A 12,157-nucleotide genomic window follows, 5' to 3' on the forward strand; every position below is an offset into this window, starting at 1 on the left:
TGTCAAGTGATTATTTTCAGAAGTTTTCGAAGAATTCTTCAACAACTTCAACCACTTGCGCTTCCGATCTCTCGTCAGCGGGAGGCGAATTCTACAGCGTTACACGCTGCTGTCAACACCTCTTTTTCAACTTCCTTCTGGCTTCGATAAACTGAAGCAACCTGCCGCCGAAACCTACATAACTCATTGAATATCAAGGAGTTTTCCGTTTCGACTGCGCCGGAAGTGGGGCGAATTATAGACATCCTGAATCTGCCGTCAACCGTTAATTTCACTTTTCTATCAAAGCAGGCGAAAAAGCTCCCTCTATATAGACACAACTCCCATGCCTGATTCGAACTCAACCAGAAAGCCCTCCAAGAGAAAGCGCATACAAATTACGACTAGGCCTTGCCACGCCTGCTGATTGAGCGCTTCAAGACCATCGAGTATTAAAGGAGGGGAGTTTCAACAATAGATGGTGTCCCAGGGCAGGTTCGAACTGCCAACCTTCCCCTTAGGAGGGGGATGCTCTATCCAATTGAGCTACTGAGACACACGCTTTGTCGCAGCAGACGCTGCATGACGGACGGCGTGCATGTTAACCACCGAACCCTGATTTGTCATGTCGTCCGTTTGGCTTTTTAAGTGTAGGCAAGCGGCCTGCAATGCTGCGGGAAGATTTACCGTGCATTTTGCACGCCCCCAGAAAAGCCACTATTGCAGATTGCAACCTGCACAATTCGAGAAACCCGCTCAAATGCTTGTTTTTAAAGGACTTAACAGAGGTTAAACTGTTGGCACGACGGCTGCTTTGTCTGTTCTATCGAAGAACATTCGGAGCTACATCCATGAACAGCGCCCTTTTGCTTGCAAATGCAATTGCTCTAGCGGTTTTGGTGAGCTTCCAGTTTGTGCCCGAGCGTGCAACACAGAAGCCATTGGCCCAGCGCATGCCGTATTACTTGCAGGTACAAAAAGCCCCCCAACTGGCGGTGCTGAACGATCAGGACACCTCTACCCCACAGGCCGTCAGTAACTCCGAGCAGGTGCGACCAGCACTGACCTCCGAATATCTGGTTTTTTGAAACATCTTCAGGAGTAAAACATGTCCAAGTCAGCTGCGGGATTTCTGATCCTCGCCCTATTGAGTGGCGTTGTGCATTTATCGCTGTTCGAGGGCGCTGAAATCACCCTGCCCCTGATTGGCTGCGCCATTTTTGCCACACTATTTGTGTTGGCACTGGCTGCGGGAAGAAAGATCAAATTTGATCCGGTTTTACGCTGAGCCTGATCAGACGCAAAAGATCACTGACGGCCTCCGCCAGCTCCCCGGAATTATCAATGACATTTACCGGCTCATCACTTGACCGCCTATCCTTGAACAACATATTGCGATCCAGTCTTGCGTCAATTTGCTCAAGCGTTTCTCGACCGCGCTTGAGCAGACGCTCTCGCAACACCTCACCCCGAACTGTCAGCAAAACTGGCAGCAGCGCTGGATAGCGCTCCATTGCTTGACGCAGATTGGCCCGGGAACCATTGACCAATACATGCCGTCCGGCATTCAGCCATTGATCCATTTCCACTGGAATCCCGTAGGCGAGACCATTGGCACGCCAGGCCAATGAAAATTCGCCGGCGCGCTCACGCTGCTCAAACTCATCCGGTGTCACCCCAACAGCATCCTCCCCCACCGATTCGGCAGATCGCGTGATCACCCGACGCATCACTTCACAGTTCAATGCACGTAAGGGGGCTCGCGCAGCCTCGATCAAACTGTCCTTGCCTGACCCGGACGGCCCCATCAAGTAAATTAGCTTGCCATCCATCCTGAAAACGCCCTCCAGCAGGTGTATGCCACTAGTAAATCGGCAATTTGCCACTATCCTGTACAGGTAAGGAACAAGGATGCAGAACCCGCATAGCATGCACGTTCTGATGCTATCGGACATCAATTGATGTGCAGCAGGAAGCGGACAAGGATGCGGACAGAGGTGAAGATTTCTAACCAGTCCGCATTTCTGATAATTGGTGCTGGCATTACGCCTTTACCCAGCTCAATATTTGTCACAGAATTGACGCCAATGATCTGGCAATTTTGAGGCATGATGCGGGCCTCTTAACAATTCAGGTTGAACCATTTGGCGCGGATGCTTGTCCTACCACACATCCTGCGGCCAATCCCGAGAACCGCTCCCCTGAACTAACCGGTTAAATATATGCGCCCATTGAAACAGGCAATTTATTCCAGCCGTACGGCTGACAAGTTCGTCGTACGTCTGCCAGACGGAATGCGTGAACGCATTGCCGAGGTGGCTCGCAATCATCATCGCAGCATGAACTCCGAGATCATTGCGCGCCTTGAGCAGAGTCTTATTCAGGAAGGTGCACTGGGCGAAGAGCTGAGCATGCGCCTGGACAGCCCGGAACTGTCGTTGCACGAGCGCGAGCTGTTGCAACGTTTCCGCCAGCTGTCTCATCGTCAGCAAAACGCTTTGGTGTCCTTGATTGCCCATGACGCCGAAATGGCAGCAGACGCGTCCTGAGCCATACCGAACATCTCAAGCCAGCTTAATTGCTGGCTTTTTTTTGCGCGGCATTTGAGATTTCGCAGCCACAAAAAAGCCCGCCAATTGGCGGGCTGTTTCGCTAATACCGATCAGAGCAGGAAGATTGTCGCCAGCCCGAGGAAGATGAAGAAACCACCGCTGTCCGTCATCGCAGTGATCATCACGCTCGCCCCCATCGCCGGATCTCGCCCCATCTTCGCCAGGGTCATAGGGATCAACACCCCCATCAACGCAGCCAGCAATAGATTCAGCGTCATCGCTGCCGTCATTACCACGCCCAACGACCAACTGCCGTAGAGCAGATAAGCAACGACGCCGATCACACCGCCCCAGACCAAGCCGTTAATCAAGCCCACCGCCAACTCCTTGCGCATCAGACGCGAGGTATTGCCAGTGCTGACTTGGTCGAGCGCCATGGCGCGAACAATCATGGTGATCGTCTGGTTACCGGAATTGCCGCCGATACCCGCCACGATCGGCATCAGCGCTGCGAGCGCTACCAGCTTCTCGATCGAGCCTTCGAACAGACCGATCACTCGAGAGGCGACAAACGCAGTGATCAGGTTGACCGCCAGCCATGCCCAACGGTTGCGTAAAGACTTCCAGACGGAGGCGAAGATGTCTTCCTCTTCACGCAAACCGGCCATGTTGAGAACTTCGCTCTCGCTTTCTTCACGAATCAGGTCGACCATTTCGTCGATCGTCAGACGGCCGATCAACTTGCCGTTCTTGTCGACTACAGGGGCCGAGATCAAGTCGTAACGCTCGAACGCCTGAGCGGCGTCGTAAGCATCTTCGTCCGGATGGAAACTCACCGGATCGCTGGCCATCACCTCGGCAACCTGTTTCTCCGGATCGTTGACCAGCAGACGCTTGATCGGCAACACACCCTTGAGCACGCCGTCGTAATCGACCACAAACAGCTTGTCGGTGTGGCCGGGGAGCTCTTTGAGTCGACGCAGATAACGCAGAACCACTTCGAGACTGACATCCTCACGGATGGTGACCATCTCGAAGTCCATCAACGCACCGACCTGCTCGTCGTCGTAAGACAGGGCCGACCGTACGCGTTCACGTTGCTGGTTATCCAGACTCTCCATCAGCTCATGGACGACGTCTCGCGGCAGCTCGGAAGCCAGGTCAGCAAGTTCGTCGGCGTCCATGTCCTTGGCCGCAGCCAAGAGCTCGTGATCGTCCATGTCGGCGATCAGCGTTTCACGAACGGAGTCGGATACTTCGAGAAGAATGTCGCCGTCGCGATCAGCCTTGACCAATTGCCAGAGCGTCAGACGATCGTCCAGCGGCAAGGCTTCAAGGATGTAGGCGACGTCGGCAGAGTGCAGATCATCGAGCTTGCGTTGCAGCTCGACGAGATTTTGTCGGTGAACCAGATTTTCGACGCGATCGTGATGCGCGCCTTCCTGGCGGTGAGTCAGGTCTTCCACGACCCGCTGACGCTGCAGCAGTTCGACGACCTGAGCCAGGCGATCCTGCAGGCTTTCTTGTGTTTTCTTTACTTCGATTTCAGACATAGGCGAACTCCACTCCCAGCAGCGGGGCACGCCGGAAGGATCAATCAGTCAATTCATGATTGGTGAAACTATTTACTGAGTAACTACTGGGTAAGTCCATGGAGGTTTTCCATAAGCCCCGGCGGGGCTGACGGGCGCAATGATACACCGCCTGACGGTTTAAAACGTTAAAAAATCGCGGTCGAAACAAGCGCTTGCGAAACAAACCTGAGCACTGTCCTGATCCCTGCAAATGCGACGACTCATCCTGAAAAGAAAACACACCGGCGCTTGAAAATGTAGCGACTACTCTTGAGCGTAGATCGTCATGGAGGACGCCGAATGCCATTGAAACCATCCCACCTTGTGCTCACCTGTCTGCTCTGCCTGCCGCCCACCGGGGCCGCCCTTACCCTCCATCGTTGCGAAGCCGATGATGGCAGCATCACCTTCACCTCGATGAGCTGTGCGCACGGCGAGCAGCGCTCAGCACAGGAAGTCCACCCCTATTCCCCCGGATCAGTCGTGGCGGTGATGCCGGAACACAATCATGAAGAAATATCCGGGATGACAACAAAAACTCGAGCACTGGGGATTGTTGGTCACGCTGAAGACAGATGCGGAAACCTGATCGACGCCAGGCAACGTCGCGAAGCGATCATCAATCGCCGTGTCATTGCCGGCATGAGCCAACAAGATGTCGAGAGCGCGCTAGGTAAACCGCACAAGGTAAATATCCGAACATCGACGACGAGCTATCGATACGACCTCAAGCGAGGACGTTCGGCTCAAATTGATTTTGACGAGCGAGGATGCGTGAAAGCAAAAGCCAAATCCCGGACAGCAAAAAGCCCGCGTTAAACGCGGGCTTTTTGGTATATGGTGCACTCGACAGGATTCGAACCTGTGACCGCTCGGTTCGTAGCCGAGTACTCTATCCAGCTGAGCTACGAGTGCATTTGTGTTTTTAGACCAGACCACAACTGGCTGAAACCAAGTTATTCACATTGCTGCAACTAACTCTTAAATGGTGCACTCGACAGGATTCGAACCTGTGACCGCTCGGTTCGTAGCCGAGTACTCTATCCAGCTGAGCTACGAGTGCATTTGTGTTTGTTAGACCAGATCACACCTGGTTGAAGCCAAGTCATTTACATTGCTGTAACTGACTCTTAAATGGTGCACTCGACAGGATTCGAACCTGTGACCGCTCGGTTCGTAGCCGAGTACTCTATCCAGCTGAGCTACGAGTGCATTTGTTGCGCCGCATTATAGCCCGTCTAATCTCTATTCCAACCACTTTTTCTATTAATTTCAACAACTTACAGAAAAAGCCAGATTACAACGTACTAAGCAAATAATGGCGGAGAACGGGGGATTCGAACCCCCGACACCCTTTTGAGGTGTACTCCCTTAGCAGGGGAGCGCCTTCGGCCACTCGGCCAGCTCTCCGCAACACGGGGCGTATCTTAACCAACCTTTTCCCCGTTTGCAAACATAAAAATCGATAAAAATTAATGGCTTGGTTCTTCGTCCTTCTCTTTCTTTATACGCAGGTAAATTTCCTCACGGTGCACGGCAACCTCTTTCGGGGCGTTGACGCCGATACGCACTTGGTTTCCTTTAACGCCGAGCACGGTCACGGTGATTTCGCCATCACCGATAATCAGGCTTTCTGCGCACCGACGAGTCAGAATCAGCATACCTTTCTCCTCACGCAATTCATTTCAGGGACAACAGTCTGCAAAAAAAAGGCACCCGACCTACAACCGGAGCGATCGTAGCCCTACATGCCTGAGTATTGACCAGCGCGAGCAAAAGAACAGTTCAGGGCTCGCGCCATTCAAAAAATAAAGGGCGCGGTCAGACCGCGCCCTTCAAGAAACGGAATTACTCGCCCTGACGGGCCGGAGCATCCAGTTCGAAAGCCGTGTGCAGGGCGCGCACGGCCAGTTCCAGGTACTTCTCTTCAATCACCACGGAAACCTTGATTTCCGAGGTCGAGATCATCTGGATGTTGATGCTTTCTTTCGCCAGGGATTCGAACATGCGGCTGGCCACACCTGCGTGGGAACGCATGCCGACGCCGACGATCGAGACCTTGGCAATCTTGGTGTCGCCAACCACTTCACGGGCACCGATCTCGCGAGCGGTGTTTTCCAGCACGGTCTGTGCGGCCTGGTAGTCGTTGCGGTGCACGGTGAAGGTGAAGTCGGTGGTGTTATCGTGCGCGACGTTCTGCACGATCATGTCGACTTCGATGTTCGCGGCACTAATCGGGCCGAGAATCTTGAACGCCACGCCCGGGGTGTCTGGCACGCCACGGATGGTCAGCTTGGCTTCATCGCGGTTGAAAGCGATGCCGGAAATGATCGGCTGTTCCATGGTTTCCTCTTCATCAATAGTAATGAGGGTGCCCGGACCCTCCTTGAAGCTGTGCAGTACGCGCAGCGGAACGTTGTACTTGCCGGCGAATTCCACCGCACGGATCTGCAACACCTTAGAACCGAGGCTGGCCATTTCCAGCATCTCTTCAAAGGTAATCTTGTCCAGACGCTGAGCGACCGGCACAACGCGCGGGTCGGTGGTGTAGACACCATCAACGTCGGTGTAGATCTGGCACTCGTCAGCCTTCAACGCGGCAGCCAGTGCCACGCCGGTAGTGTCGGAACCGCCACGACCGAGGGTGGTGATGTTGCCGTGCTCGTCGACGCCCTGGAAACCGGCGACAACCACCACGCGACCTGCTTTCAGATCACCGCGAATCTTCTGGTCATCAATCTGCAAGATACGCGCTTTATTGTGCGCACTGTCGGTCAGGATCCGCACCTGATTACCGGTGTACGACACCGCCGGCACACCGCGCTTGATCAGCGCCATGGCCAGCAGGGCAATCGTCACCTGCTCGCCGGTGGAAACAATCACGTCCAGCTCACGCGGAACCGGTTGAGTGTCGCCACTGATTTGCTTGGCCAGATCGATCAGACGGTTGGTTTCGCCGCTCATTGCAGACAGCACAACCACCAGGTCATCGCCGGCATCGCGGAATTTCTTAACCTTGTCGGCGACCTGCTCGATTCTCTCGACGGTACCGACCGAGGTGCCTCCAAATTTCTGTACGATCAAAGCCATTTCAAAGCCGCCTCTGCCCATGAAGGGCGCCCAATAATCACTCGAACAGCCGCCGGGCCCGCCACTAGACTGCGGGCCGGGCGGACTGCCTTATAAACCCTGCTCGACGAATGGAACGGTCAGCGCCAAAGCACCATCCAGTGCGCCGGCGTCGACACCGCCGCCCTGCGCCATGTCCGGACGACCACCGCCCTTCCCGCCCACTGCCGCAGCAGCCTGCTTCATCAAATCACCGGCTTTGAGTTGGCCAGTCAGGTCCTTGGTTACGCCTGCAACCAGTACGACCTTTTCCTCATGGACACTGCCGAGCAGGATCACTGCGCGGCCGAGTTTGTTTTTCAGCTGATCAACCAGCGCCAGCAGCGCCTTGCCGTCCTGACCATCCAGACGTGCGGCCAGAACCTTCACACCCTTGACGTCCACTGCCGAGTTCGACAGATCGTCGCCCGCGGCACTGGCAGCCTTGGCCTGTAACTGCTCCAGCTGTTTCTCCAGTTGGCGGTTGCGCTCCAGCACAGCCGACAGCTTGTCGATCAGGTTGTCGCGGCTGCCCTTGACCAGGCTGGCCGCTTCCTTGAGTTGTTCTTCTGCCGCGTTCAAGTAAGCCAGTGCTGCAGCACCAGTGACTGCCTCGATACGACGCACGCCTGATGCCACACCGCCTTCGCTGATGATTTTCAGCAGGCCGATATCGCCGGTACGGTTGGCGTGGATACCGCCACACAGTTCGACGGAGAAATCGCCGCCCATGCTCAGCACGCGCACGTTGTCGCCATACTTCTCGCCGAACAGCGCCATGGCGCCTTTGTTCTTCGCGGTTTCGATGTCGGTTTCTTCGGTTTCAACCGCGGAGTTCTTACGGATCTCCGCGTTGACGATGTCTTCCAGCGCTTTGATCTGTTCCGGCTTGATCGCTTCAAAGTGGCTGAAGTCGAAACGCAGACGCTGGCTATCCACCAACGAACCTTTCTGCTGAACGTGCTCGCCCAAGACCTGACGCAATGCAGCGTGCAGCAAGTGCGTGGCCGAGTGGTTCAGCGAGGTAGCGTGACGCACTTCGGCATCGACGTGGGTTTCCACTGGCGCGCCAATGGTCAGGCTGCCCGAGTCCAGCACGCCGTGGTGCAGAAAGGCGCCACCGGTCTTGGTGGTGTCACGTACGTCGAAACGCGCGTTACCTGCCTGCAGGAAACCGCAGTCGCCGATCTGGCCGCCGGATTCAGCGTAGAACGGCGTCTGATTCAGAACGATCACCGCCTCTTCGCCTTCATTCAAGACGTCGACCGACTGACCATCTTTATAGATAGCGACAATTTTTGCCGAACCGCTGGTGTCTTTGTAACCGGTGAATTCGGTGGCGACATCAACCTTGACCAGGGTGTTGTAGTCCAAACCGAAGGAGCTGGCCGAACGCGCGCGAACACGCTGGGCTTCCATCTCACGTTCGAAACCGGCTTCGTCGACAGTCAGGCTGCGCTCGCGGGCGATGTCGGCGGTCAGGTCCATCGGGAAACCGTAGGTGTCGTAGAGTTTGAACACCACGTCGCCCGGCACCACGGTGCCTTTGAGTTCCAGCAGATCCTGCTCGAGGATCTTCAGGCCGTGCTCCAGCGTTTTGGAGAACTGCTCTTCTTCAGCCTTGAGCACACGTTCGATGTTGCTCTGCTGCTTCTTCAGTTCCGGGAACGCTTCGCCCATCTCGGCGACCAGCGCCGCGACGATCTTGTAGAAGAAGCTGCCGGTGGCGCCCAATTTGTTACCGTGACGGCAGGCACGACGGATGATCCGGCGCAGTACATAACCGCGACCTTCGTTGGACGGCAGCACGCCGTCGGCGATCAGGAAGCCGCACGAACGGATGTGGTCGGAAACAACCTTGAGCGAAGACTGGTCGCCATTTTCGCAACCGATGGCTTCAGCGGAGGCCTTCAGCAGGTTCTTGAACAGGTCAATGTCGTAGTTGGAATTGACGTGCTGCATCACCGCACTGATCCGCTCCAGGCCCATGCCGGTATCGACCGACGGCGCTGGCAACGGATGCAACACGCCATCGGCGGTGCGGTTGAACTGCATGAACACGTTGTTCCAGATCTCGATGTAACGGTCGCCGTCTTCTTCCGGCGAGCCCGGTGGGCCGCCCCAGATGTGGTCGCCGTGATCGTAGAAAATCTCGGTGCATGGGCCGCACGGGCCGGTATCGCCCATGGTCCAGAAGTTGTCGGAGGCGTAAGGCGCGCCTTTGTTGTCGCCGATGCGGATCATGCGCTCGACCGGCACACCGATTTCTTTGGTCCAGATGTCATACGCTTCGTCGTCGGAGGCGTAGACAGTGACCCAGAGTTTTTCCTTCGGCAGTTTCAGAACGCCGGTCAGGAAGGTCCAGGCAAAGGTAATCGCGTCGTGCTTGAAATAGTCGCCGAAGCTGAAGTTACCGAGCATTTCGAAGAATGTGTGGTGACGAGCGGTATAACCGACGTTTTCCAGGTCGCTGTTCTTGCCACCGGCACGCACGCATTTCTGGCTGCTGGTCGCGCGGGTGTACGCACGTTTTTCCTGGCCCAGGAAGCAGTCCTTGAACTGGTTCATCCCCGCGTTAGTGAACAGCAGGGTCGGGTCGTTGCCCGGAATCAAAGAGCTGGAGGCTACACGGGTGTGGCCTTGCTCTTCGAAGAAGCGAAGGAAGGCTTCACGGATTTCTGCGCTTTTCATTAGGTTCTTCCACGGAGGCTGCGGCCAAAGGCCTGTTCGAAACGTCAACAGACGAAGCGACGGCAAAGGGCCGCATTATATCGGCCCTGCGCGCGGGGTACAGCGTGTTTATACGATAGAAACGGTCAATTGGACGGCTAACGCTATCACTTGCGCGAAAACTCGACGAATGTCGCGATCACTTGCTCGATTTGCGAGCGTTTGACGTCCATGTGCGTGACCATGCGCAGACGTGCGGCAGCGCTCAACTTGATCCCGCGTTCGGCGGCAAAGGCCTTGATCGCTTCAGCTTTTTCACCCATTTGCACATAAACCATGTTGGTTTGCACCGGTTCGACGATGAAACCTGCTTCACGCAAGCCCTCGGCCAGTAACTGTGCGTTGGCATGGTCGTCTGCCAGACGATCAACATTGTGGTCCAGCGCATACAGCCCCGCCGCTGCCAGCAGCCCGGCCTGACGCATGCCGCCGCCAACCATTTTGCGCAAGCGACGAGCCTTGCCGATCAACTGCTCAGAGCCACACAGCACTGAGCCCACCGGCGCGCCAAGGCCTTTGGACAGGCACACCGACACCGAATCAAAGTACCGAGTGATTTCCCGAGCATCGACGCCCAGCTTGACTGCCGCGTTGTAAAGGCGCGCGCCGTCGAGGTGCAGTTGCAAGCCTTTGTCCTGAGTGAAGCGGCGGGCGCGGGCCAGATACTCCAGCGGCAGGACTTTGCCTTGCATGGTGTTTTCCAGCGCCAGCAAACGAGTCCGGGCGAAATGGAAGTCGTCAGGCTTGATCGCCGCCGCGACCTGATCCAGATCCAGCGAACCGTCGGCCTGCACTTCCAGCGGCTGCGGCTGGATCGAGCCCAGCACCGCCGCGCCACCGCCCTCATATTTGTAGGTGTGCGCCTGCTGGCCAACGATGTATTCGTCGCCGCGCTCACAGTGCGCCATCAACCCCAACAGATTGCTCATGGTGCCCGTCGGTACGAACAATGCGGCAGCAAAACCCAATCGCTTGGCCAGTTCGGCCTCGAGACGATTGACCGTCGGATCTTCGCCGTAAACGTCATCACCGGTGTCCGCTGCGGTCATCGCATCGAGCATGGCGGGAGTCGGTTGGGTGACGGTGTCGCTGCGAAGATCGATAACGCTCATGAACCTGGCCTCTAATCAGCAGGGGAAATCCCTTTACGAAGTTGAATTACTGCGGTCATCGCTCGGATTAATCAACCCTTGCGCAAGGAAAAGTCGTTTCGAACCGCCAGAAAATTCGATGGCAATCATCAGAAAGGCGCAATGCACACAGCCACAATCTGTGTTAAAAACGCTGCGCCGCCCGATAAAGGGCGGCAAAAACGTTCTCAGGGCGGGGTGCAATTCCCCACCGGCGGTAATTGCGCGCAATGCGCATAGCCCGCGAGCGCTTGGCGACGAACACAGCTTGGGTTGTGCGCGGTGGCAAGGTCAGCAGACCCGGTGTGATTCCGGGGCCGACGGTCATAGTCCGGATGAAGAGAGAACGGGATTAACGCCAAAGGGCCGTCCGCGCGATGTTGTGCGTGTGCGCACCCTTGAATCCCTTTCGATTCATAACGCCCTGTTTTTCACACAAACAGGAGTCAGAACATGCAACCCACCGCTATCGACAGCAAAAGCAAACACCCTCACGGCGAGCGCGTCGCGTTCATTCAGGCCTGCTGGCACAAGGAAATCGTCGACCAGAGCCGTAAAGGCTTCGTCGCCGAAATGCTTGCCTTGGGTTATCAGGAATCGGACATCGACATCTTCGAAGTCGGCGGCGCTTTTGAAATGCCTCTGCACGCCAAGTTGCTGGCCAGAACCGGTCGTTATGCCGGCATCGTCGCCGCAGCCCTGGTCGTGGACGGCGGCATCTACCGTCACGAGTTCGTCGCTCAGTCGGTGGTCAGCGGCCTGATGCAAGTGCAGCTGGAAACTGAAGTGCCGGTGTTCTCGGTGTCCCTGACGCCGCATCACTTCCATGCCGGTGACGAGCATCAGAAGTTCTTCTTTGAGCACTTTGTACACAAGGGCCAGGAAGCGGCGCGGACTTGCGCCGATACGTTGCGCAAGGTTCGCGCACTGCGCCGCACCGAGCCGCATGCTGTAGCGGTCTGACGCCGAGTGAGGTTTTGACCTCACTCAAATAAATGTGGGAGCGAGCCTGCTCGCGAAGAAGGACTGCCAGTCGATGATAAGTTGACTGATAGACCGCTTTCGCGAGCAGGCTCGCTCCCAC

At 56.1% G+C, this 12,157-nt stretch carries 11 protein-coding genes, 5 tRNA genes and 1 riboswitch; of the genes, 5 read left to right on the top strand and 11 right to left on the bottom strand.

Annotated elements, in window-relative coordinates; translation table 11 throughout:
- Window positions 1–458: 458 nt before the first annotated feature.
- Window positions 459–535 (bottom strand) — tRNA-Arg (locus CKW26_RS07510).
- 295 nt (window positions 536–830) lie between these two features.
- Between CKW26_RS07510 and CKW26_RS07515 the strand changes: the two genes are divergently transcribed.
- Window positions 831–1,067: a hypothetical protein gene (locus CKW26_RS07515; protein WP_095048110.1), complete on the top strand. Its 237-nt coding sequence runs from the start codon at window positions 831–833 to the stop codon at window positions 1,065–1,067.
- Between the two features lie 20 nt (window positions 1,068–1,087).
- The gene (locus CKW26_RS07520) at window positions 1,088–1,267 is read left to right on the top strand and encodes a PA3371 family protein (protein ID WP_095048111.1); all 180 of its coding nucleotides are present in this window, start codon (window positions 1,088–1,090) and stop codon (window positions 1,265–1,267) included.
- Here the strand turns inward: CKW26_RS07520 and phnN are convergent.
- Window positions 1,242–1,811 carry a phosphonate metabolism protein/1,5-bisphosphokinase (PRPP-forming) PhnN gene (phnN, locus tag CKW26_RS07525; RefSeq protein ID WP_095048112.1) on the bottom strand — a complete coding sequence of 190 codons (570 nt, stop codon included), beginning with the start codon at window positions 1,809–1,811 and terminating at the stop codon, window positions 1,242–1,244. The genes CKW26_RS07520 and phnN overlap by 26 nt on opposite strands.
- A gap of 390 nt (window positions 1,812–2,201) precedes the next feature.
- On the opposite strand from phnN, the gene CKW26_RS07530 reads away from it, so the two are divergent.
- A complete protein-coding gene (locus CKW26_RS07530) occupies window positions 2,202–2,528 on the top strand; it encodes an Arc family DNA-binding protein (protein WP_003178899.1) in 327 nt (108 codons plus the stop codon).
- 113 nt (window positions 2,529–2,641) lie between these two features.
- Here CKW26_RS07530 and mgtE read toward each other — a convergent pair whose 3' ends face one another.
- On the bottom strand, window positions 2,642–4,084 hold the full coding sequence (gene mgtE / locus CKW26_RS07535) for a magnesium transporter (RefSeq protein WP_095048113.1): 1,443 nt from the start codon (window positions 4,082–4,084) through the stop codon (window positions 2,642–2,644).
- Between the two features lie 321 nt (window positions 4,085–4,405).
- Here mgtE and CKW26_RS07540 point away from each other — a divergent pair, with 321 nt between their 5' ends.
- A complete protein-coding gene (locus CKW26_RS07540; protein ID WP_095048114.1) occupies window positions 4,406–4,924 on the top strand; it encodes a cell envelope protein SmpA in 519 nt (172 codons plus the stop codon).
- A 19-nt stretch (window positions 4,925–4,943) separates the two neighbouring features.
- Here CKW26_RS07540 and CKW26_RS07545 read toward each other — a convergent pair.
- From CKW26_RS07545 to ltaE, 8 genes are all read right to left on the bottom strand, one after another.
- A tRNA-Arg gene (locus tag CKW26_RS07545) sits at window positions 4,944–5,020 on the bottom strand.
- Between the two features lie 71 nt (window positions 5,021–5,091).
- Window positions 5,092–5,168, bottom strand: a tRNA-Arg gene (locus CKW26_RS07550).
- 72 nt (window positions 5,169–5,240) lie between these two features.
- Window positions 5,241–5,317, bottom strand: a tRNA-Arg gene (locus CKW26_RS07555).
- 107 nt (window positions 5,318–5,424) lie between these two features.
- Window positions 5,425–5,515 (bottom strand) — tRNA-Ser (locus CKW26_RS07560).
- Window positions 5,516–5,577: 62 nt separating this feature from the next.
- On the bottom strand, window positions 5,578–5,766 hold the full coding sequence (csrA, locus tag CKW26_RS07565) for a carbon storage regulator CsrA (protein ID WP_002554426.1): 189 nt from the start codon (window positions 5,764–5,766) through the stop codon (window positions 5,578–5,580).
- A gap of 187 nt (window positions 5,767–5,953) precedes the next feature.
- On the bottom strand, window positions 5,954–7,195 hold the full coding sequence (locus CKW26_RS07570) for an aspartate kinase (protein WP_007919332.1): 1,242 nt from the start codon (window positions 7,193–7,195) through the stop codon (window positions 5,954–5,956).
- A 90-nt stretch (window positions 7,196–7,285) separates the two neighbouring features.
- Window positions 7,286–9,904: an alanine--tRNA ligase gene (gene alaS / locus CKW26_RS07575; RefSeq protein WP_095048115.1), complete on the bottom strand. Its 2,619-nt coding sequence runs from the start codon at window positions 9,902–9,904 to the stop codon at window positions 7,286–7,288.
- A gap of 146 nt (window positions 9,905–10,050) precedes the next feature.
- Window positions 10,051–11,055, bottom strand: a complete 1,005-nt coding sequence (ltaE, locus tag CKW26_RS07580) for a low-specificity L-threonine aldolase (RefSeq protein ID WP_095048116.1) — start codon at window positions 11,053–11,055, stop codon at window positions 10,051–10,053.
- Between the two features lie 198 nt (window positions 11,056–11,253).
- Window positions 11,254–11,425, top strand: a riboswitch (FMN riboswitch).
- A gap of 101 nt (window positions 11,426–11,526) precedes the next feature.
- On the opposite strand from ltaE, the gene CKW26_RS07585 reads away from it, so the two are divergent.
- Entirely contained in the window at window positions 11,527–12,036 is a 510-nt protein-coding gene (locus CKW26_RS07585; RefSeq protein ID WP_095048117.1) for a 6,7-dimethyl-8-ribityllumazine synthase, read from the top strand.
- Window positions 12,037–12,157 lie beyond the last annotated feature (121 nt).

Origin of the sequence: Pseudomonas sp. Irchel s3h9, assembly GCF_900187475.1 — a bacterium.
GTDB lineage: Bacteria > Pseudomonadota > Gammaproteobacteria > Pseudomonadales > Pseudomonadaceae > Aquipseudomonas > Aquipseudomonas neuropathica.